Below are 21,314 nucleotides of genomic sequence, written 5' to 3'. Positions count from 1 at the left end.
GGTCGGGGTCACGCTCCGCTGACGCGCAACCGCGGCAGGATCACGTCGCGGACCGTCTCCGGGTTGCGTTCCACCACCACCCAGCGGCGGCCCAGGTCGCGGGCCGCCACGGCGGTGGTCCCGGAGCCGGCGAACAGGTCCACCACCAGGTCGTCCGCCTCGGTCGCCAGTTCCACGATCCGCCGCATCAGCGACTCCGGCTTTGGCGTGCGGAAACCGTCGACCCCCGCGCTGCGCAGTTCCGCGCGGGCGGTGTCGGTGGACCCGACCTCCTGGGCCAGCCAGATGGACTTGAGCTTCTTGATCCGGCCCACCTCGTGCCGGTCGCGTTGGTACACATCGACCCGCGGCCCGGTCCGACCCCGCACCATCCGACAGACCAACTCGTCGCTCCGCTCCTGCGCGCGATCGCGCGACCAGCGCCACACGGCCGGACTGAGGTCGCCGAACACCGGGAGGATCTCGGTGAGCCCGGGCCCCGGGTCCACGGAGACCGCACCGGTGTCCGGGTCGCCGTAGAGCGGGTAGGTCATGGTGGGCGTGGTGCGCGGGTTGAACCGCTTGTTGGTGTTGCGCAGCGGCAGCAGACGGTAGTTGACCCCGTCCTCGGCGGTGTGCGGGAAGTCGGAGGGGTCGACCGCGGAGGCGACCCCCCCGGCCAGCCGGACGCGCGCGGGATCCCGCGCGTAGACCATCAGCCGGTCGTGGGATCCGGCGAAGAACCGGTCGAGCTGACGCCCCTTGGGGTTGCTCTCCACGGTGAGGTCGGCGATGAAGGCATCCGGGCCGAACACCTCGTCGAGCACGCACCGGACGCGGTGGGCCTCCGCGTCGTCCAGGTGCACCCAGACGGTGCCGGTGTCGGCGAGGAGCCCGCGCGCCACCACCAGTCGGTGCTCGATGTACCCCAGCCACCGGTGGCGCGGCATGTTGTCGTGGTAGCCGTCGAAGCGGCCGCCACGGTTGTAGGGCGGGTCGAGGTACACCAGCTGGGTCGCGCCCGAGGTCCCGAGGCCGAACTCGTCCAGGACGTCACCGATCTCGGGGATCCGCGCCCCGTCGCCGCCCAGGACGGCGCCGGTCACCCGTCCGCCGGCATCCCGGTCGACCGTCGCGACCTCCGGCGCCGGACCGTGCTCTCCCGGGACCTCGGGCTCGCCCCTCCCGGGCCAGGAGACCGAGAATCCCGGTGGCGTCATCGCGGCTCGAGAGTGAGCGAGTCGGTCCGGCGGAACGCCGTGCCGTATCGGGCGTCGACCCGGAGCCACGCGCCGCGCTCACTCACCCGGACCGGTTCACCCTCCGGGGCGCGCCCTGCCCGCTCGGGCACGAACCCGCACATCACCATGGAGAAGACGGTCCGCATGTCCACGCCCACGGGGCTGTCGGTGTCCGCGCGCACGGTGAGCACCTCCTGGTCCAGCAGCGAGGGCGGCAGCCCGGCCGGCCCGGCGTTCTCGCGGGCTGCGCCGCGACCGGACTCGGTCAGGTCCAGCAGGACCTGCGCCGGTATCGCCTCGAGCATCTGGAACCCGTCGGTGGGCGGGAGCAGCCCCTGCCAGGAGGAGGTGAGGGGCATCCCGGGGTCGACGAGACCGGCGGTGTCGCCGCGCGGCAGCAGGTCGAGCTCGGTGAGCAGGTGGTCGGCTCCGCACACCACGTCGCCACCCGGGCAGCGTCCACCGACTGCGCGGACCACCAGGGCGCCGAACGGCGTCCGGGACCACACCCGCATCCTGCCGTCGTCGCCACTGGTCAGTCGGACCACCGCCGCCTCGTCGAGCCGGAGAAGCCGGCGCAGGAGGGTCCGCAGGTCATCCCGGTCGGCGGGGTCGGGCACCGCGATCATGGCGCCGGCGGTGCCGCCGGTCCCCTGCGCCCCGCCGGCGCCCGGCAGCGTCACGCCGGGGCCCCGTGGCGGAACTCCATCAGGTGCTCCCGCTCGGCCCGCGTGAACCGGCGCGGCCGCTGGGTGGCGAGGTCGAACGCCGCGATGGTGGCCGTGCAGTCGACAGCCGCGGGCGCCGAGTCGGGGGTGGCGCGCCCACGGACCTCGTGACGGGCCACGAACATGGCGGCGCCGACCTTCTCGCACCACATACGCACCCTGATCGGTCCGTCGGCGCGGGTGACCTGGCCGCGGTACTTCACGGCGAGCTCGGTCATCACGGCGCCGGCGGTGAGGGTGGCGGTGGGGATGCCCTCCTCGAAGAGCCAGGGGATCCGGGCCTCCTCGATCAGCGTGATCATCCGCGCGTGGTTGACGTGGTGGTAGAGGTCCTGATCCGACCAGCGGACGGGCATCGCCGCGGTGAACACCCGTCGTCCCGGCTCACCCGAGGCACCGAGCGGCCCCCCGGCCTCGTAGACGAGCTGCTCGGTCACTCCGCGGGTCCCTCGTCGGTGATCGCGACGCGCTGGTGCGCGGCCTCCAGGACGTGACGCACCCCGGTGGGGATCTCCACGGCCGTAGAGGTGGAGGCGTCGTAGGCGACCATCACCACGCGCAGCGCGCAGCAGACCTCGCCCGCGGCGTCGAAGATCGTCTGCCTGATCTGGTACGAGGTGGTCCCCACGTGCTCCACCTCGATCTCCACGTCCACCGACGTCGAGTCCCGCAGCACCGGGCGGAGGTGGTCGATCTCCACCCGGCGCACGACCTGCGGCAGGTTGCCGAGCCCGAACGGCCCGAACCGGCTGCGGACGAACAGGATCCGCGCCTCCTGCGCGTACTCGATGTACTTGACGTTGTTGACGTGCCCGAACTGGTCGAAGTCCGCCCACCGCACCTGCAGGGTGCAGCGGAACGTCCCCCGGTCCGGGGTCTGCTCACCGGGACTCATCTCGCCTCCTCGCGCTCACCGAGCAGCGCCGCGCGCTCCTCGGGACTGATCTCGAGTGTCGTGGTCTCGTCCGGCGCCGTCACCACCAACACGGTGTCGACGACAGCGCACGGCTCCGGGCCCGTGGAATCCGAACCGATCGAGGTCCTCATCGTGAAGGAGGTACGGCCGACCCGGAGGACCTCGACGTCCACCCACACGCTCGTGGCGCCGTACCCGATGACACGGCGGAAGTCGATCTCCATCCATCGCGCCAGCGAGATCGGCACCCGAGATCCGGGGACATCGAACCTGTCCCGGAACCACATCAGTCTGGCGTCCTGGGAGAACTCCTGGAACCGCACGTTGTTGACGTGCTGCCCCACGAAGTCCGCGATGCGCAGGGGGATGTGGACCCGGTGGACGGCACCGCGGGTCTGCGTGTCGGGCGCGGCGTGCGATCCCATCCGCGTCAGTCCCGCGTCAGCTTGCGGTGGGTGACCCGGTGCGGGCGGGCGGCGTCGGGGCCCAGACGCTCGACCTTGTTCTGCTCGTAGCCCTCGAAGTTGCCCTCGAACCAGTACCACTGCCCCTCGGCGACATTGCCCTCCCACGCGAGGATGTGGGTACAGGTGCGGTCGAGGAACCACCGGTCGTGCGAGATCACCACGGCGCAGCCGGGGAAGTCCTCGAGGGCGTTCTCGAGGCTGCCCAGGGTCTCGGTGTCGAGGTCGTTGGTCGGCTCGTCCAGCAGGATCAGGTTGCCGCCGACCTTCAGGGTCAGCGCGAGGTTCAGGCGGTTGCGCTCACCGCCGGACAGCACGCCGGCCTTCTTCTGCTGATCCGGGCCCTTGAAGCCGAAAGCGCTGACGTACGCGCGCGACGGCATCTCGTTCTGGCCGACCTCGATGAAGTCGTTGCCCTCGGAGACGACCTCCCACACCGACTTCTCGGGGTCGATGTTCGCGCGGGACTGGTCCACGTAGCTCAGCTTGACCGTGTCGCCGACCCGCACGGAACCCGCGTCCGGCTCCTCGAGTCCCACGATCGTCTTGAACAGGGTGGTCTTACCCACACCGTTGGGGCCGATCACACCGACGATGCCGTTGCGCGGCAGGGTGAACGACAGGTCCTTGATGAGGACCCGGTCGTCGAAGCCCTTCTGCAGTTTGTCCGTCTCGACCACCACGTTGCCCAGCCGCGGCGGGGTGGGGATCTGGATCTCCTCGAAGTCCAGCTTGCGGTGCTTCTCGGCCTCGGCCGCCATCTCCTCGTACTTGGCCAGTCGCGCCTTGGACTTGGACTGGCGGGCCTTGGCGCCGGAGCGGACCCACTCGAGCTCGGCCTTGAGGCGCTTCTGCAGCTTCTGGTCCTTCTTGCCCTGGACCTCCAGACGCTCGGCCTTCTTCTCCAGGTAGGTGGAGTAGTTGCCCTCGTAGGGGTGCAGCTTGCCGCGGTCGACCTCACAGATCCACTGCGCCACGTGATCGAGGAAGTAGCGATCGTGTGTGACGGCCAGGACGGCGCCCGGGTAGGCGGCCAGGTGCTGCTCCAACCACAGCACCGACTCGGCGTCGAGGTGGTTGGTGGGCTCGTCGAGCAGGAGCAGGTCGGGCTTGCTCAGCAGCAGCTTGCACAGCGCGACGCGACGCATCTCGCCACCGGACAGGTGGGTGACTGGCGAGTCGCCCGGCGGACAGCGCAGCGCGTCCATGGCCTGCTCGATCTGGGAGTCCACGTCCCACGCGTCCACCGCGTCGAGCTGCTCCTGGAGCCGCCCCATCTCCTCCATGAGCTCGTCGGTGTAGTCGGTGGCCATCTCCTCGGCCACCGCGTTGTACCGGCGGATCTGCACCATGGTCTCGCCGAGGCCGTCCTCGACGTTCTCCTTGACCGTCTTGGTCTCGTCGAGCACGGGCTCCTGCATGAGGATGCCGACGCTGGCCTCGGGGTCGAGGAACGCCTCACCGTTGGAGGGCTGGTCGAGGCCGGCCATGATCTTGAGGATCGAGGACTTACCCGCGCCGTTGGGCCCCACGACGCCGATCTTCGCACCGGGATAGAAGGACATGGTCACGTCGTCGAGGATCACCTTGTCCCCGTGCGCCTTGCGAACCTTCTTCATCGTGTAAATAAACTCGGCCACTTCTGCCCTCTCACCTGCGCAAATAGTTCACATCGCCGCGGCCAGGCCGCGGGCACGACCCCCATGTTACGTGCCCACCCGCGGCCTCGGTGAGCACGGCGGAGGGCTGCCCGCGGCCCTGCCGGTTCAGACCCGGACCGCCTCCGCGAACGCGCTGTCGGCGCCCTGCTCTTCCGGCGCGTCGTCGGCGTCCCGGGAGCCGATCTCCATGACGTCCTCCACGCCGCCCGTACCCTGCGATTGCCCCGCCCCCTCCCCGTCGGGCGAGCTGCCGGCCCCCTCCGGCTGGGCCCTGCGCATGGTCACGTCCATCCGCGACAGATCCGGGCCCAGGGCGGTGACCCGCATCTCCAGGTCGCGCTGGATCCTGCCGTCCTTCTCGTACTCGTTGGTGAGAAGTCGACCCTGGACGATCACGCCGTCGCCCTTGACCAGCCTCCCGGACGCCCGCTGCGCCAGCCTGCCCCAGCAGTTGGCCGAGAAGTACAGGGTGCCGCCGGTCTTCCACTCCCCGGTGTCGCGGTCCTGGTAGCGGGTGTTGCTGGCCACCCGGAAGGAGAACACCGAGTCCTCTCCGACGCGGCGGGTGGTGGGGTCGGTGATCACGGTTCCGCGGACGGTGGTGTGGGTCTCGTTCATGGTCTCGCTCCTGTCACACTCGGACCGACCGTGCGTCGGCCTCGTGCTCCAGAGCGTGCCCCACCTCGTCGTCGTCGTATCCCGGTCGCACCGCTCGCGGTCCCCGCACTGTGGAGTGGCGGGAGGGGTGTGGAGCGAGGAGCCCTACGACGACGGGCTGGGCGACTCTCAGGCCCGGCGGTCGGCGCGGGACATCTCGCCGAGCATCTCGTTATAGGCCCTGAGCTCGGCGTCGTCGTCGCGATCGGCCTGCCGCTCGCCGCGCCGCGCGTCCCGCATGTCGCTCTGGTACCACTGCCACGCCAGGGCCAACATGACGATGAACAGCGGGATCTCTCCCGCCGCCCACGCGACGCCGCCGCCGACCTGCTGGCTCTGCAGCAGGTCCGGGATCCAGGGCAGCCCGATCCCGCCGTACCAGTTCTCGGCGAGCACCGTCTTGTAGTTCATCAGCATGATGCCGAAGAAGGCGTGGAACGGCAGCGAGCTGAGCAGCACCATGAGCTTGTAGAGCGGCGAGAAGTGCCGCGGCGCCGCGTCGACCCCGATGATCACCCAGTAGAACAGGTAGCCGCTGATGAGGAAGTGCACGTTCATGAACATGTGGCCGAGGTGCTCGGAGGCCAGGGCCTCGTAGAACCCGCCGAAGTAGATGATGTAGAAACCCGCCACGAACTGCACCGACGCGACGATCGGGTGGGTGAGGAAGCGCGAGAGCGGGTTGTTGATGAACTCGACGATCCACTCGCGCGGCCCGGGCGGGTTGCCACGCCCCGCCGCCGGGAGCGCTCGCAACGCCAGGGTCAGCGGCCCGCCGAGCGCGAGGAGCACCGGCACGAGCATCGAGATGAGCATGTGCCCGACCATGTGGCTGGCGAAGTCGGCCATCATGTACATCCCCATACCGGAGCTGGTGGTGAGGAACAGCAGGACACAGCCGAGTACCCAGGCAACAGTCCGGCCCGCAGGCCACGAGTCCCCGCGACGGCGCAGAGTGAGCAGTCCCCACACGTACAGGCCCAGCAGGATGACCGCGGCCAGGCCCAGCACCAGGTCGAAGCGCCACAGCCCGAGCACGGTGCCGAACGAGAACGGGCCGGGGAGCTCGAAGCCCAGCAGCGCCTCCTGGCGGGTGGGGACGTAGAGCGGCGCCGGCGGCGGGGTACGGCCGAGCGAGACCGAGAGCCCGATGGTGCCCGCCATCACCACGGCCTCGACCAGCCCGATCCGCAGCAGGGTTCCGCGGTCGACGGGGGCGTTGGCCGATCTGGACTCGATCCTGGCGATGATCCGCCGGCGCATCGCCAACCCGAACATCGCGAGCAGGACCAGCAGCAGCGCCTTGGCCAGCACCAGCAGCCCGTACGTCGAGGAGAACAGGTCGGCGGGATGCAGTCGCACGAGTGCGTTGATGATGCCGGAGAACCCGAGCGCGATGATCGCGATGGTGGCCACCACGGAGTAGCGGCGCAGCGCCAGTGCCACGCGGGAGCCGCCCCGCATGGTGTGGGCGAGCACCGCGACCAACCCACCCACGTAGAACGCCGCGGCGAACAGGTGGATGATCAGCGAGTTGGTCGCGATGTCGTGTGCCGTGCTGCCGGAGGCGTGGCCCGTGGCCGCGACCGGCAGCAGCGAGAGAACCGTGACGCCGAGCCAGATCACCGACCAGCGCCAGCTCAGGGTGAGCCGCTGCCCGATCCCGGCCACCAGTGCGATCACCGCCGCCCACCGCCAGGACGAGGCCACGTCGATCTGGTTGATCGCCACGATCCACTGATCCGGCGGCAACGACTCCCAGAGGGTTCGGCCGGAAACGTCCGAGAGGGTCAGCGGGATGAGCAGCGCCGCGGCCACCGCCCAGGCGATGTTGGCCCACGAGGAGATCCGCTGCGAGCGGTATCCGTCCACGTCGAGGGTCTTGTCCTTCTGGGGAGGGGTGAAGAACGCCGCGAACAGGGCCGTTCCCACCGCCACCGCAGCGAGCAGCTCGCCCATCGCGCGGACTGCCGGGAGCCCGGCCGTGGTGAGGACGCCCGGGTCCGGGACTCCCACCAGCGCCAGCGCCACCTCGGTGGACATTCCCGAGAGCGGGGTCACCACCGCGGCGGCCACCACCGCGAGCAGGATCACGACGGATACCACGCTGCGGGTCCTGAGCGGTCCGGCGGTGGCGGTTGCCGACTTCGACGACGTCATGACCACCATCGTAGGAACCCGATCGCCCCCGGGCCGATTCGCGGCTGCTGCGCACACCCCCGGATCGGCTACCATTCTTCCGGCGACGCCGGACGCGAGCGTCGCAGGCCTCCGTAGCTCAGTGGATAGAGCATCCGGTTTCTACCCGGCTGGTCAGGGGTTCGAATCCTCTCGGGGGCGCCTGTGTTGCCGCTGTTCAGGCCATGTTTTCTGTACGGCGATCGGCATGTGCCCGGGACGGCGATCGTCAGTCGGCATGTGTCAGGTACGGCGACCGTCAGCCGGTAGCCGCGCCCGCATCGTCGTCGGCCCCGGGTCACGACCCGCCGCGCGGTCACTTCTGATCACGTTTTCCCAGGTGAGTTTCTGCGCAACCGTACAGGTGTGACCACTCGACGAGTGGGCACATCGTGTGCGGCCCTTGTCGCTGGAAGGCGGGGTAGTGGCAGGGCTCTTGCCGGCCGCCACCCACCTGCTGCGGGTGGCTACTCCCCGACAGTCGCTCCTATAACGGACGGGCCTCGCATCACGGATTTCGCCGGTGATACCTTTCTTCTTCGGGCCGATTCTCAGAATCGGCGCCGATGACACGGGGTGCCCCTACCGAACGGGGCTGAGATCACACCCGCTGAACCTGAACTCGTTCACACGAGCGGAGGGATGTCACATGCGCTGGTGCACGCTGTGGTGAGTCACCCGGGAACCGCGGCGGTGGCGCTCCGGGATCTGGGACACACCTATCCGGGCGCGCGGCGGGCGGTTCTCGCGGACCTCAACCTCTCCGTTCCGGTGGGCGAGCACATCGCGGTCGTCGGGCGCAGCGGATGCGGCAAGTCGACGCTCCTGTCGCTGATCGCCGGCCTCGTCGAACCGACAACCGGGTCCGCCCACGTTCTCGACGAAGCCCAGCCCGCACGACGCCTGGAGTCCTGCGCGTTGATGCCCCAGGGCGACAGCCTGTTGCCCTGGTTGACCCTGCTCGACAACGTCGCGATCAGCCTCCGGAATCAACGCGTCAACCGGCGTGTGGCCCGTGCCGAGGCCCAGCGCCTGCTGGACCGCCTAGGTCTGGGCGTCTGGTCCGGGGCCCGTCCCGCAGCGCTCAGCGCGGGGATGCGCCAGCGCGCAGCACTCGCGCGTGCACTGCTCGCACGCAAGTCGGTGCTGCTGGCCGACGAGCCGCTCGGGGCGCTCGACGCGATCACCCGCGCCGACGTCCAACAGTGGCTGCGCGAGACCCTCACCGGGACCTCGGCCACGCTCGTCATGGTCACCCACGACGTCGATGAGGCCCTGCTCCTCGCCGAACGCGTGGTCCTGCTGGCGCGGCACGAGGCCGATGCCCCGGCGCGTGTGGTCTCCACCTGGCCGGGATGGTTCAGTGACGACCGCCCCCGCGAGGTCCTCCTCGGCGACGAGGCGTTCGCCGCAGCCCGCCGGGAAGTGCTCCAGGCCCTGGCCCGGGAGTCGCACCTGACCGACGGCGGAACCGCCCGATGACCGCGCGGTTCCTGCGGTCCGCCGCTCCCGCCTGCGTCACGGTCCTGCTGGTGCTCGCCGCCTGGACCACGGTGACCACGCTGGAGCTGGTACCGGATTACGTCATCCCCGCGCCCCGGGCCGTGCTCGAGTCGCTCGTGAGTACCTGGCCCGACCGGCTCGGTTCCGCCACCTTGCTCACCGCCACCGAGACCCTCATCGGGGTGGTCCTCGGGGTGGTCGTCGCGGTGGTGGTGGTGATCATCAGCGCGTTCGTGCCCACCGTCGGGCAGGCCATGACCCCCTTGCTGGTCGCCTCCCAGGCCATCCCGGTCATCGTGATCGGCCCGCTGCTGACGATCTCCCTCGGCTACGGGATGGCACCGAAGGTCATCGTCGTCGCCCTGCTGTGTTTCTTCCCGGTCGCGCTCAACCTCCTCTCCGGGGTCCGCACGGTCGACGCCAGGCTGATCGACACGTTGCGGAGCCTGCACGCCACCAGGTGGTCGCTCTTCTGGCGGGTGCGTCTGCCCTACGCCGCACCACGCGGTTTCGCCGGACTGCGCGTCTCGGTCACCTTCGCCCCGGTCGCCGCGGTCTTCGCCGAGTACACGGGCTCGACCAACGGCCTGGGCTACCTCATGCTCCAGGCGATCCCCCGGCTCCAGACCGATTTCGTCTTTGCCCAGGTGGTCGTGCTGACGATCATGTCCAGCGTCCTGCTGGCCAGCGTGACCATCCTCGAACGCCTCATCTGCCCGTGGAACACTCCCACCGGGGAAAGGAACCCATCATGACGACCACACGACCCAGGACGATCCGAAGCCGGGCCCGCACGCGACCCGGGGTCCGCATGCTCGCGGTCGCGGCCGCTGCCGCGGTGACTCTGACCGGCTGTCAGGCAGCCTCGGACGACGCCGAGCCGGACGGGACCGCCGCCGCACCGGTCAGTGTGCTGCTCGACTGGAGCCCCAACCCCGATCATGTGGCGCTGTACACCGCGCAGTACACCGGCGCCTACGACCACGCCGGCGTGGACGTGTCGTTCATGACGCCCGCCAACACGGCCGACGCCGCTCGGGAGGTGTCCCTCGGGCGCGCCGACCTGGCAATCTCGTATGAGCCCGACACCCTCATCGCCGCGGAGCAGGGCCTCGACGTGGTCTCCGTCGCCGCCCTCATGCCGACGTCGTTGACCTCCCTGATCGCCAGGACGGAGTCCGGGATCACCACCGCAGCCGACCTGGAGGGCAAGACGGTGGGGTTGTCGGGTCTGGCCTCCCAGCAGCCGACCCTCGACTTCATCGCCCGGGAGGCCGGGATCGATCCGGACTCGATTTCCACCCCCAACGTCCAGCAGAGCCTCAACCAGGCGCTCCTGACCGACCAGGTGGACGCGATCTTCGGGGCCTTCCGCAACATCGAGGGGGTCGAGCTCACCGCTCAGGGCGACTTCGTGGTGATGCCGGCCACGGAGCTCGGTGTGCCGGACTACGCGGAGCTGGTGATCATCGCCAACCCGAGTCGCCTCGCCGACGACGCCGACTACGCCGAGCGCGTGCGGGGCTTCCTCGCCGGGACGGCGGCCGGTCAGGCCACGGCTCTGGACGACCGCCAGGCCGCCATCGACGCCCTCACCCCCGAGACCGAGGGCTCCTACGATCCGGACGTGCTGGAGCTGATGATCGACGCCACCCTCGCGTTGCTTCCCGAGGACGGGTTCGGGCGGCAGTCGGCTCAAGACTGGGCGGCCTACGCGACGTGGATGTACCAGAACGGACTGCTGGAGACCGAGGTCGACGGCGCCGGCGCCACGACCAACGACTACCTTCCGCAGGCCGGCAGGTAGCGCGAGCACCGGCGCTGCGGGCCGCTCGTTCCGCGCCAACCTGGCCGGCGGTCGCGACGCCTAGATCTCCCGGCTCTCTTCCCGATCCCCGGCGTGGGGGATCACGCCCTCGGCATGTGCTCGCACGAGCTCGAGGACCTGCTTCTGCGCTGAGGTGAGATAGCCGGTGGTCGTGTCCCGATACTGCGCCTCGGTCAGGTCGGGTAGCTCCGGTCCGCCGGTAGCGAGTTCCGCCATCACCGGCGTGAGAAGGTCGAGCAGTCGTTCGGACACCTCGTGGATCTCGCGATCCGTGCTGGTGTCGTCGAGCGCCGCCCATGCCGTCATGACCGCCACCGTGGCCTCGACGGTGGCGGGTGTGGTGATGATGTCGTACACCGTCCGCAGGTACGCCTGCCCGGCCGCGCCGGTCAGCTGTGCCAGGAGCAGCATGTGGTCCCGGTCCAGATCGGCCGCTGCTGTCGGCAACCCGGCGCTTCTCAGGCTCGAGTGGGCAGCGGCGACTTCCGGAGGGAGATCGGGGGGCGCCTCGTGCCGGGCGAGGTGCGCCAGGAGCTCGCGCTTTCGGCTGAGGTTCTCGATCTGCTCGGTGATTTCCGCATCCAGGCTGGCGAGTAGCTCGCCGGGGGCCGGACCGGTGCTGTGGAGGATGGTCGAGATCTGGTCGAGGGAGAGGCCGAGATCTGCCAGTCGCCGGATCCGCAACACCATCACCAGATCCCGGGTGCCGTAGTCCCTGTAGCTGTTGCTGGAGCGCGGCGGTTCGGGAAGTACTCCCACCTGGTGGTAGTGGCGGAGCGTGCGCACGGTGATTCCGGCCAGACGCGCGAGGTCACTGCTACGCATCGGCCACCTCACTGATGTCGACGGGCGGCGCGGAATCGAGATCACGCATGCTTCGGGCGAAGAGCATCGTCAGCAGTCCCAGGGTCCACACGGCGGTGATCACCACCAGGGCGGTGTGAATCCCGGCCACCTCCGCGATGGCTCCTGCGAGAAAGATGCCCATCGGGGCGGCAGCGGTCACGAACGTGTTCTGGGTACCCAGCACCCGTCCGCGCTTGAGTTCGGGGATTCGCTCGATGGACAGCACCCCGACCAGTGCTCCGAAGAGTCCCACCGAGAAGCCGAGCACGAATGCGCCGGCGAGGAGCACCCATACCGCCACGAGGGTCGCCATGATGACCAGACCCAGGATGCTTCCCATCACCCCGGCCACCAGCCATGCCCGGCGCGAACCACGCGTTCCGGCCGCCGCGTAGAGGCCTCCGCCGAGTAGTGATCCCGCAGCGAGGGCGCTCATGACGACACCGATCATCCCCGGTCGCTCGATCTCCGTGAAGTACAGCGGCAGGATGATTCCCTGCAGGCCGGCTATCGCGGCGACGGCGGCGACTGTCAGAACGGTCGTGACCAGGACGAACTTGTTCAGCCACAGCTCCATCCAGCCCTCCCGCAGTTGCTGCCGCACGATGCCCACCCGGGTCCCCTGCACCGTCGGCTTCTTGCTCAACGTGCCGACCGCGTGCGGTATGGCCAGGGTAATCGCGGCGGCGGTCAATGAGGTCGCGGCCGTGATCCACAGCGCAGTGGTGCCGCCCCACACCGTCACCAACACTCCTGCGACCGCCGGGCCCACGAGCAGGGCCACAGCGCCCAGTGCTTCTCGTGTGCCGGTGATGCGTTCGGCGGTGATCCCGCTGTGTCGGATGATCGCCGGAAGTAGCGCTTCACGAGCGGTGATCCCCGGGATGTCGCCGATGGCCCCGATGATCCCGAAGAGGATGAACCAGCCGACCGTGAGGCCGGTGAGGATGTCGACGATCGGCAACGCCAGCATGGCCGCTCCGGAGACCACGTCTGTGAGCACGGAGGAGGTGCGGCGATTGATCCGGTCGATCACGACGCCCATGAAGAGCCCGGCCAGGACGGCGGGCACGATGGTGGCGGCGGCGACGGTGCCCGCGGCCAGTGCGCTGCCCGTGGTCTGCAGGACGACCAGGGGCAGCACGATCCCGGCGATAGAGTTGCCGAGCGCGGAAAGCGTGTAGGACCCGAGATAAGCGGCGGGGAGCGACCTGTTCATGACCCCAGCCAAAACTACGACGTAGCGGCGGAGTCAAGCGTCGGGTCGGGCCGTCAACAGAGCGCCATCGACCGCATCAGGCCCCGGGACGGGACAGACTCCCCGCCCCGGGGGCCACCGATTCTCAGTTCGGGGCGGCCTCCCGCAGCCGTGCGAGCAACGGCTCGGCGGCCTCCTCGAGGAACCTGTCCAGGGTGGAGTCACCGATCTGGATCAGCGCGACGTCGGTGTACCCGGCCTCCCAGTAGGGACGCACCTTCTCGACGATCGCGTCCAGGTCGGGGCCGCACGCGATCTGCTCGGCCACGTCCTCGGGGCGCACGAACTTGGTGGCCGCGGCGAACCCTGCGGTGGTGGGCAGATCGGCGTTGGCGGCCCAGCCACCGGCGAACCAGCGGAACTGGTCGTGCGCGCGCTCGACGGCCGCCTTCTCCGAGTCGGGGTCCCAGCTGATGGGGATCTGGGCGATCGCGCGGGCGCCGTCACCGATCCTCGTCTGCCCGTCGAGCGCGTTCCAGTTCTCGACGTGGGCGGGCTCGGGTTCGGTGGCGATGAGATGGTCGGCGAGCGGCCCGAGCCGGGCGACAGCCTTCTCCCCGCCGGCGGCCACACCGATCGGCACCCGCTTCTCCGGCAGGTCCCACAGGCGGGCCGAGTCCACGCGGAAGTGCTCGCCGGAGTAGGTCACCAGGCCACCGTCGAACAGCTCGCCGATGATCTCCAGCGCCTCCACCGTCATCTCGTGGCGCTCGTCGATCGAGGGCCACCGCTGCCCCACCACGTGCTCGTTGAGGTTCTCCCCCGCGCCGATGCCCAGCATGAACCGGCCGTCGGACATGATCTGCACGGTAGCGGCCTTCTGCGCCACCACCGCGGGGTGGTAACGCAGGATCGGGCACGTCACGTACGTGCACAGGTCCACCCGCTCGGTCACGTGCGCCACGGCGCCCAGGACGCTCCACACGTAGGGAGCGTGCCCCTGTGAGGACAGCCACGGGAAGTAGTGATCCGAGGCCACCTCGAAGTCGAATCCCGCCTGCTCGGCCTTGGCCGCGTAGCGCACGAGTTCCTTGGGGCCGGACTGTTCGGTCATGAGGGTGTATCCGAAACGTGTCATGGATCCGAGGGTGCGCCGGGCACGGCCGTGTCGCCACCGGTTGCCACCCGCGCGGGGGCCACCGGTTGCCACCCGCACGGGGGCCGGGCACGGTCGGACGCATGACCACCTCACCGCGCGCCCTGCTCCTCGACGTCGACGGCACCCTGGTCGACTCCACGTACGTCCACGTCTGGACCTGGCACCGCGCCCTGGTCGAGGCGGGTGCGCCGGTGCCCTTCGTGGAGGTGCACCGCCGGATCGGCAAGGACGGATCCACCTTGGTGGCCGAACTGTTGGAGATCGCGGGAATCGACGACGACACCGACAGCGACCGCGTGGCGAGCCGGGCCAAGGACCTGCACTCGGAGTACTACGCCGAGGCCTCGCTCCGCCTGCTGCCGGGCGCCCGTGAACTCGTCCGCGGCGCCAAGGAGCGCGGCTGGGTCACCGTGCTCGCGACCTCGGCGGCGCCCTCGGAGTTCGAGCAGGCGCGAGAGCTCCTCGACGTGGACGAATTCATCGATGCCGTGACGACGGGCGAGGACGTCGACCAGGCCAAGCCCGACCCCACCATCGTGGCGATCGCCCTGGAGCGCTCCGGCGTCGACGCCGCGGACGCGGTCATGGTGGGCGACGCGACGTGGGACGCCATCGCGGCCACCAAGCTGGGCATCCGCTCGGTCGGCGTCCGCACGGGAGGCATCGGTGACGCCGAGCTCCGCGAGGCCGGGTTCTCCGACATCGCCGACGACGCCGCCGGGGTGCTCGACCTCCTGACCTCCGGAGCGCTCTAGGCCCAGAGTCCAGGCCGGCGACTGAAGAGGTCAGGCGGAGGCCGCCCACGTGGTCGACGCCTCGGCGCGGGTCGGGGTCCGCACGGGCAGCAGCAGGAGCAGGCCCACGAGCAGGACCAGGGCGATCCCGGCGATCCCCGCGCGGTCGGTGCCGAAACCCCACGTGAACAGCCCGAACAACGCCGGGGCGAGGAACGAGACCGCACGTCCGGTGGTGGCATAGAGGCCGAACATCTGGCCGTCGCCACCGGGCGGGGCCAGGCGGGCCAGGAACGACCTCGAGGCCGACTGGGCCGGGCCCACGAACAGACACATCAGCAGGCCGAAGAGCCAGAACATGCCGGTGTCGTCCACGAACAGCAGGACGGTCATGGTGCCGAGCATCGCCGCGAGAGAGCCGATGATCACCGCCTTGGGCCCCACCAGGTCGTCCACGACTCCCGCGACGGCCGCCCCCAGGGCAGCCACCACGTTGGCCGCCACCCCGAAGATCAGCACATCACCCGGCGCGAGCCCGTACACCGTGACCGCGAGGATCGCCCCGAAGGTGAACACCCCCGCCAGCCCGTCGCGGAAAATCGCGCTGGCCACGAGGAACTTCACGGTCCGCGGGTCCCGGCGCCACAGTGCCCTGAGATCCCGCCAGAGAATGCGGTAGGACTCGATGAAGCCGACCTCGTCGTCGTCGCCCTCTTTCCTCCTGGGCCGGTTCTCCGGCACCGACCGCAGCACCGGCAGCGCGAACACGGCGAACCACACCGCGGCCACCAGGCACACCAGCCGCACGTTGAGGCCACCGTCGGTGGAGATGCCCAGCAGTCCCCGCTCGTCGCCGTCCCCGGAGATGAAGCCGACGAACGCGGCGAGCAGCAGGAAGATCCCGCCGAAGTAGCCCATCGCCCAGCCGAAGCCGGAGACCCGCCCGACGGTGGCCGGGGTGGAGACCTGCCGCAGCATCGCGAAATAGGACACCTCGGCGAACTCGAACGTGATGGACCCCAGAGCGAGCAGCAGCAACCCGACGAAGAACCACGGGTAGGGCGCGTCGGAGTCGACGAGGAACATCAGAGCGGTGAGCGCCACCGTGAGGTAGGTCCAGATGGCCAGCGACCGCCGGCGACGCCCACCACGGTCCGCGCGCTGGCCCATCACCGGCGCGGTCAGCGCGATCACCAGCCCCGCCAGCGCGATCGAGATCGACAACCACGTGGCAGCCGAGAACGGTCCGTCGAGGTCCGCCCCGACCGAGTCGGTGAGATAGACGGAGAAGACGAAGGTGACGATCACCGCGTTGAACGCCGCCGAACCCCAGTCCCACATCGCCCACGAGAAGACCTGGCCGCGGGTGGCGGGGCGGAGATCGGGCGTCAACGACGGCGAGGACGATGATGACGACGACGAGGTGGCGGTCTCTGAAGGGCGCGGGGACCCGGTGCTGCTCACGCACTCGAACCTAGTGGCAGGAGGGTCGTCGGTGGCCGCGAGAGGGCCGATGCCGGACCGATGTCCGTTCGTCCTCGCTCATCGCGGTCACCGACTCCCCCGCTCCGCGCCCTCGCCGGTACGCTCACCCTCGGCCCTGACCACCTGACCCGAGGACGCAAGATGCCGCTTCCCCTGCCCACCGCGACGAATCGTGCTGTCGTCACCGGCGCCTCCTCCGGGATCGGCATGGCGCTGGCCGCCGAGTTGGCCCGCCGCGGGCACTCCCTGATCGTGGTGGCGCGGCGCGGCGAGGTGCTGCAGGAACTCAAGGAGCGGTTGGAGAGCCAGTTCCGGGTGACGGTCGAGGTGCGGGCCTGCGATCTGTCCGATCCGGCCGAGCGTGCACCGCTGCTGGACGAGCTGGCGGGCCGCGAGGTCTCGATCCTGTGCAACAACGCCGGCATCGCCTCGTTCGGGCCGGTCGCCGCGCTCGACCCCGACTACGAGAGGAGCCAGGTGCAGGTCAACGCCGTGGCCTGCCACGATCTCGTGCTGGCGGTCCTGCCCGGGATGGTCGAGCGTGGCTCGGGCGCGATCCTCAATGTCGGCTCGGCGGCCGGCAACATGCCGATCCCCAACAACGCCACCTACGCCGCCACCAAGGCGTTCCTCAACACCTTCTCCGAGTCGCTGCGCGGCGAGCTCAAGGGCTCCGGGGTCAACGTCACCCTGCTCGCGCCCGGCCCGGTGCGCACCGAGGAGATCCTCGAAGAGGACAAGACCTTCGTCGACCGCCTGGTCCCCGATCGCTTCTGGGTGGACACCACGTACACCGCCCGGATCTCGCTGGACGCGCTCGCCCGGAACAAGATGCGCGTGGTCCCGGGCCCGCTGGGCCAGGCCATGTCCGTGGCGGGCAACTACACCCCGCGCGCGCTCATGGCCCCTGTGGTGGGGCGGTTCTACGCCAAGCTCGGCGAAGGGCAGGCGGAGGGCTGATCGGCTGACGTCGCGAGCAGTCTCCGGCAGTTGCCAAGAATGGCCCGGCTGCTAGGGAGGCGGCGGCCCTAGCCAACGAATGCCGTCTGCGTGCTCTCGGTCCTCCGCGGGAGGGTGAGCCGGATAGAAATCGTTGAGCAGTACTGCCCCGGCAACAATGTCTGGATCATCTGGTGAGAACCCGCCTCGCAGCTCCACCAGGTTCATGAATCGTCCGACGCGGACCGGACTCTTCCTCGTATCCGGAATTCCAGGGAAAGACCAGACCAGTCTTACGAATCCGCCCGTCAGTGCCAGTTCTTCCACCCTGTAGCGAATAGCCCCGGGAGGATCGAACTCCGTTCCGGGCCGCTCTGCCAGAATCTGACCCATCTCCGCGAGAAATCGTAGGTTCCACTCCTCAGTGCCCATCGATAGTCGCTTTTCGGGGTCGGCTGCGGACGAAGGCATGAACTAACCCTACTGAGGAATTCAGCTGGCACACGGCGGTGCTCTAGAGGGATATAAGCCGGACGCTGCGACTTGGGACGCATACGTGGGACGAAGCCTGGAACGCTGCGGCGATATAGTCGAGCAATGCCAGAGTCGAACCCCGGTCCCACCCCTGTCACGACGTCGACCCCGACGCCCCACAAGGAATCCAAGAACGACCGGATCGTCTGGATCGACTGCGAGATGACCGGCCTCGACACCACCAACGACGCGCTGGTGGAGATCGCCGCACTGGTCACCGACTCCGAACTCAATGTCCTTGGCGAGGGCGTGGACATCGTCATCCACGCCTCCGACGCCAAGCTGGCCGCGATGCTGCCCGTGGTGAGGGACATGCACTCCTCGTCGGGCCTGACCGAGGAGATCCGCGCCTCCGCCGTGACGGTGGCGGAGGCCGAGAAGCAGGTCCTGGATTACGTCCGCGCCTGGGTCCCGGTGGGCGGGACCGCTCCCCTAGCCGGCAACTCGATCGGCACCGACCGAGGGTTCCTCGCCCGGGACATGCCCGAGCTCAACTCCTACCTGCACTACCGGATGATCGACGTGAGCTCGATCAAGGAGCTGTGCCGCCGCTGGTACCCGCGCATCTACTTCGGCCAGCCCGAGAAGGGAATGTCCCACCGCGCCCTGGCGGACATCAAGGAGTCGATCCGCGAGCTGAAGTACTACCGCGCCACGGCGTTCGTGCCCCAGCCCGGTCCGACCACCGACGAGGTGCGCGCCGCGGCCAGTGCCCTGCCCGCGGTGGACTGAGCGCCCTGCCGCCCGTGCGCGGGCCCAGTCCGCGTCGACACCTGCCGATTTCCTGACCGGGGCTCAGACCGGGTAACATCGTCAACGCTGTTCGCGAGGACGGCGATGGTGGCTGTAGTTCAGTTGGTAGAGCACCAGGTTGTGATCCTGGCTGTCGCGGGTTCGAGTCCCGTCAGCCACCCCCACCGGAAACGGCGGGTGACCCGCACATTGTGCGAGTCACCCGCCGTTCTCATTTCCCGCCGGGCTGGGCTCTCGAGGCGGGCACTGCGGGCCGGGCCCCACAGTGACGTCGCGTTACGACGACCATGATGGATGGCGAGATCGACGCGGCGTTCGCGAGCATGGACGAAGACCGCCCGCACTTCCCAAGTGAACATGTGTATCGCCCAACAGGCAGGCGCCCGCCAGGCCCTCAAGAGGGGTCACCCGCCGTCTCGGTCGCCCCCCGGGTTGTGGTTCTCCTCGCTGGCGTCCTTGCCGGGCCGTCGTCGGCCCTCGACCTCGATCTCCGTTTCGGTCTCGGTCTCGGTCTCGGACGGCGAATCCCCCGGCGCTTCGACCCCATCGTCGTTGCCGTCTGAGAACGCAACCCCGAAAGCGACTCCGATGCCCATGCCAATTGCGATGCCGGCTCCGATGTTATCCATCGCAAGACCGAGCGCGATTCCGACGGCCAGACCGATAGCGATGCCGGCACCGAGTTTCTCGTTCTTCATGCGCCTCCCTCCTGACCGACGACGTTGCGATTTCGGTGCCTCGGCATTGTTGCTCGCGCAGCCTATGCCTCGGGAGAGCCCAGGGATGTCGCGTGCGCCGTCCAGTTCCTCGAGGTCACCGCAGCGACGCCTCCTGCGCGCCGTCAGCCTCGTCGTGCCGACGCGCCTCAGCGGTGCCTCGGTCGAGCACATCGTCGACGTCCGGGGCTCGGCAGTCGTCGAGTGATGCGACAGGCGGCACGCTGGTCCTCTGTCGTCAAAGGTGGGTTTCCTGGGTTCTCACTCAAGGTTTAGCACGTCGGAGGATAGTTGCTCCGCGAGTCACGCTGGGACACTTTTTGCTCGCTCAGACAGCGGAACTGCTCGGATACGACGTGGCGGCACGGCACAGGTCTCGAGGGAAATCGCTTGTGCGGGTCGTCCCTCTTCGAGGACGGCGAACTGATAGGTCCCCAGACCGCCGACGCCGACGGCTCCCCCGACCATTCCGGTCGCACCGCGTCACGCGCGGTACTCGCTCGGGACCTGGGTCCGCAGACGCCAAATCTGCACGGCGGCGACGGCCCACCACACGAACTGCGCGCACAGTGCCGGGGCGAAGGCGCCCGGTACGTAGGTACCGTCGGGCGAACCGACTGACCCGAGGTCCAGCAGCACCCCGACGGCCAGGATGATCGTCAGGCTCGCCAGGAACCCGCCCTGGTTCACCATCCCGATCGCCGAGGCCAGGCGCTCTGGAGGGTTGGCGAGACGAGCGTAGTCGAAGCCGATCATCGCCACCGGGCCGGCAGCTCCCACCACGACGACAAGCAGGAGGAGCAGCCCGACGGGCGCGTGTCCGGGCCACACCAAGACGACGGTCCAGACCCCGGCCACAGCCGCGATGGAGGCGAGTGCGAGCTCGGACCGCCATCGCGAGTGCCGCGTGACGAACCACCCCAGCACCGGGGCCGAAACGATGACCGCCACGACCATCGCGGTGAGCAACAGACCCGCGGTCGCCTCGGATGTCCCCTCGCTTCGGACGAAGAACGGGAATCCCCAGAGCAGCCCCAGAAGCGACGCGCTGAAATGCTGGGAGAAGTGGATCCAGAATCCCAGCCGGGTGCCGGGCTCGGCCCACGAGAGCCTCAGGCTCGTGCGCATCGCGGCGAGGCTCATTGTCTCCCCCGTCAGCGTGCGTGCCTCCGGGTCGTCCCGGACGGCGACGAGCACCAGCCCCGCCACGACGAGACCAAGTCCCGCCACCGTGAGGTAGGAGCTCTCCCAGCCGAACCGCCCGAGCGCCCATGTCATCGGGACGGCCGCCGCGATGGTGCCGACCTGCCCGAGGGGGCCGGTCAGCTGGACCATCGCCGGGACGCTGCGCGGTGGGAACCACGAGGTGATCAACCGCAGCACGCAGACGAAGGTGGTCGCGTCCCCCACCCCGACCAGGACACGGGCCACCAGCGCGACGGCGTAGGAGTCGGTCAGGCCAAAGGCGACCTGCCCCACGCTCATCGCCGCGAGGCCGACGAGAAGCACACGTCGTGCCCCGAAACGGTCTACGAGCAGGCCCACCGGGACCTGCAGAATCGCGTAGACCGCGAGCTGCAGCACGACGAAGATCGCGAGCCCGGTCGCCGGGATGTCGAACCGGTCCGCGGCGTACAGGCCGGCGACGGCCAGGGAGGACCGGTGGAAGGCTCCTATCGCGTACGCCGAGACCGCCAGCCCCCAGACGGCCCAGGCCGTCGCACCGGGACCTCGGCTCACCTCGCCCCGAAGCGGGGCGGGCTCGACGGGACGATCGCGCTCCCGCCGGTCACGA

21 protein-coding genes, 2 tRNA genes and 1 riboswitch are annotated in these 21,314 nt (G+C 69.3%); of the genes, 8 read left to right on the top strand and 15 right to left on the bottom strand.

Annotation, left to right across the window (positions count from 1 at the left end; all coding sequences use genetic code 11):
• Positions 1-8: 8 nt before the first annotated feature.
• The 8 genes from ABIE38_RS01730 to ABIE38_RS01695 all read right to left on the bottom strand — a co-directional run bounded on the left by ABIE38_RS01730 (position 9) and on the right by ABIE38_RS01695 (position 7,806).
• Positions 9-1,199, bottom strand: a complete 1,191-nt coding sequence (locus ABIE38_RS01730) for a site-specific DNA-methyltransferase (protein ID WP_354053725.1) — start codon at positions 1,197-1,199, stop codon at positions 9-11.
• Complete coding sequence (locus ABIE38_RS01725; RefSeq protein ID WP_354053724.1) at positions 1,196-1,903, bottom strand: DUF8185 domain-containing protein; 708 nt, start codon at positions 1,901-1,903, stop codon at positions 1,196-1,198. The genes ABIE38_RS01730 and ABIE38_RS01725 overlap by 4 nt, the downstream gene beginning before the upstream one ends.
• A complete protein-coding gene (locus tag ABIE38_RS01720) occupies positions 1,900-2,385 on the bottom strand; it encodes an acyl-CoA thioesterase (protein ID WP_354053723.1) in 486 nt (161 codons plus the stop codon). Before ABIE38_RS01720 ends, ABIE38_RS01725 begins: the two co-directional genes overlap by 4 nt.
• Positions 2,382-2,843, bottom strand: a complete 462-nt coding sequence (locus ABIE38_RS01715; protein ID WP_354053722.1) for an acyl-CoA thioesterase — start codon at positions 2,841-2,843, stop codon at positions 2,382-2,384. The genes ABIE38_RS01720 and ABIE38_RS01715 overlap by 4 nt, the downstream gene beginning before the upstream one ends.
• Positions 2,840-3,289 carry an acyl-CoA thioesterase gene (locus ABIE38_RS01710; RefSeq protein ID WP_354053721.1) on the bottom strand — a complete coding sequence of 150 codons (450 nt, stop codon included), beginning with the start codon at positions 3,287-3,289 and terminating at the stop codon, positions 2,840-2,842. The genes ABIE38_RS01715 and ABIE38_RS01710 overlap by 4 nt, the downstream gene beginning before the upstream one ends.
• 5 nt (positions 3,290-3,294) lie before the next feature.
• Entirely contained in the window at positions 3,295-4,968 is a 1,674-nt protein-coding gene (ettA, locus tag ABIE38_RS01705; protein ID WP_354053720.1) for an energy-dependent translational throttle protein EttA, read from the bottom strand.
• Positions 4,969-5,094: 126 nt separating this feature from the next.
• The gene (locus tag ABIE38_RS01700; RefSeq protein WP_354053719.1) at positions 5,095-5,607 is read right to left on the bottom strand and encodes a single-stranded DNA-binding protein; all 513 of its coding nucleotides are present in this window, start codon (positions 5,605-5,607) and stop codon (positions 5,095-5,097) included.
• Between the two features lie 168 nt (positions 5,608-5,775).
• On the bottom strand, positions 5,776-7,806 hold the full coding sequence (locus tag ABIE38_RS01695) for a bifunctional copper resistance protein CopD/cytochrome c oxidase assembly protein (protein WP_354053718.1): 2,031 nt from the start codon (positions 7,804-7,806) through the stop codon (positions 5,776-5,778).
• Positions 7,807-7,913: 107 nt separating this feature from the next.
• Between ABIE38_RS01695 and ABIE38_RS01690 the strand changes: the two genes are divergently transcribed.
• The 4 genes from ABIE38_RS01690 to ABIE38_RS01675 all read left to right on the top strand — a co-directional run bounded on the left by ABIE38_RS01690 (position 7,914) and on the right by ABIE38_RS01675 (position 11,134).
• Positions 7,914-7,986, top strand: a tRNA-Arg gene (locus ABIE38_RS01690).
• A gap of 400 nt (positions 7,987-8,386) precedes the next feature.
• Positions 8,387-8,484, top strand: a riboswitch (TPP riboswitch).
• Entirely contained in the window at positions 8,467-9,306 is an 840-nt protein-coding gene (locus tag ABIE38_RS01685; RefSeq protein WP_502914698.1) for an ABC transporter ATP-binding protein, read from the top strand. (Overlaps the previous riboswitch by 18 nt.)
• The gene (locus ABIE38_RS01680; RefSeq protein ID WP_354053716.1) at positions 9,303-10,082 is read left to right on the top strand and encodes an ABC transporter permease; all 780 of its coding nucleotides are present in this window, start codon (positions 9,303-9,305) and stop codon (positions 10,080-10,082) included. Before ABIE38_RS01685 ends, ABIE38_RS01680 begins: the two co-directional genes overlap by 4 nt.
• Positions 10,079-11,134: an ABC transporter substrate-binding protein gene (locus ABIE38_RS01675; RefSeq protein WP_354053715.1), complete on the top strand. Its 1,056-nt coding sequence runs from the start codon at positions 10,079-10,081 to the stop codon at positions 11,132-11,134. Before ABIE38_RS01680 ends, ABIE38_RS01675 begins: the two co-directional genes overlap by 4 nt.
• A gap of 60 nt (positions 11,135-11,194) precedes the next feature.
• Here the strand turns inward: ABIE38_RS01675 and ABIE38_RS01670 are convergent, their stop codons facing one another.
• The 3 genes from ABIE38_RS01670 to ABIE38_RS01660 form a co-directional block, all read right to left on the bottom strand.
• Positions 11,195-11,980, bottom strand: a complete 786-nt coding sequence (locus tag ABIE38_RS01670) for a MerR family transcriptional regulator (RefSeq protein WP_354053714.1) — start codon at positions 11,978-11,980, stop codon at positions 11,195-11,197.
• Positions 11,973-13,220 (bottom strand): MFS transporter, encoded by a 1,248-nt coding sequence (locus tag ABIE38_RS01665; RefSeq protein WP_354053713.1) that lies wholly within the window; start codon positions 13,218-13,220, stop codon positions 11,973-11,975. Before ABIE38_RS01665 ends, ABIE38_RS01670 begins: the two co-directional genes overlap by 8 nt.
• 124 nt (positions 13,221-13,344) lie before the next feature.
• Positions 13,345-14,337 (bottom strand): TIGR03557 family F420-dependent LLM class oxidoreductase, encoded by a 993-nt coding sequence (locus tag ABIE38_RS01660; protein ID WP_354053712.1) that lies wholly within the window; start codon positions 14,335-14,337, stop codon positions 13,345-13,347.
• A 101-nt stretch (positions 14,338-14,438) separates the two neighbouring features.
• On the opposite strand from ABIE38_RS01660, the gene ABIE38_RS01655 reads away from it, so the two are divergent.
• Entirely contained in the window at positions 14,439-15,113 is a 675-nt protein-coding gene (locus tag ABIE38_RS01655; RefSeq protein ID WP_354053711.1) for an HAD family hydrolase, read from the top strand.
• Positions 15,114-15,143: 30 nt separating this feature from the next.
• Here ABIE38_RS01655 and ABIE38_RS01650 read toward each other — a convergent pair whose 3' ends face one another.
• Positions 15,144-16,484 (bottom strand): MFS transporter, encoded by a 1,341-nt coding sequence (locus ABIE38_RS01650; protein ID WP_502914706.1) that lies wholly within the window; start codon positions 16,482-16,484, stop codon positions 15,144-15,146.
• Between the two features lie 234 nt (positions 16,485-16,718).
• Here ABIE38_RS01650 and cmrA point away from each other — a divergent pair, with 234 nt between their 5' ends.
• The 3 genes from cmrA (at position 16,719) to ABIE38_RS01635 (ending at position 18,963) form a co-directional block, all read left to right on the top strand.
• Entirely contained in the window at positions 16,719-17,537 is an 819-nt protein-coding gene (cmrA, locus tag ABIE38_RS01645; protein ID WP_354053710.1) for a mycolate reductase, read from the top strand.
• Between the two features lie 576 nt (positions 17,538-18,113).
• Positions 18,114-18,782: an oligoribonuclease gene (orn, locus tag ABIE38_RS01640; protein WP_354053709.1), complete on the top strand. Its 669-nt coding sequence runs from the start codon at positions 18,114-18,116 to the stop codon at positions 18,780-18,782.
• A 108-nt stretch (positions 18,783-18,890) separates the two neighbouring features.
• Positions 18,891-18,963 (top strand) — tRNA-His (locus tag ABIE38_RS01635).
• Between the two features lie 244 nt (positions 18,964-19,207).
• On the opposite strand, the gene ABIE38_RS01630 is transcribed toward ABIE38_RS01635, so the two are convergent.
• The 3 genes from ABIE38_RS01630 to ABIE38_RS01620 form a co-directional block, all read right to left on the bottom strand.
• Entirely contained in the window at positions 19,208-19,501 is a 294-nt protein-coding gene (locus ABIE38_RS01630) for a glycine zipper domain-containing protein (RefSeq protein WP_354053708.1), read from the bottom strand.
• Positions 19,502-19,616: 115 nt separating this feature from the next.
• Positions 19,617-19,742, bottom strand: coding sequence for a hypothetical protein (locus ABIE38_RS01625; RefSeq protein ID WP_354053707.1), 126 nt, complete (start codon positions 19,740-19,742; stop codon positions 19,617-19,619).
• Between the two features lie 260 nt (positions 19,743-20,002).
• A complete protein-coding gene (locus ABIE38_RS01620; protein WP_354053706.1) occupies positions 20,003-21,259 on the bottom strand; it encodes an MFS transporter in 1,257 nt (418 codons plus the stop codon).
• Between the last annotated feature and the right edge of the window lie 55 nt (positions 21,260-21,314).

This window comes from Dietzia sp. 2505, from assembly GCF_040546785.1.
GTDB lineage: Bacteria > Actinomycetota > Actinomycetes > Mycobacteriales > Mycobacteriaceae > Dietzia.
Note: the sequence above shows the minus strand (reverse complement) of the source record. Positions and strands in the feature narration are given on the sequence as shown.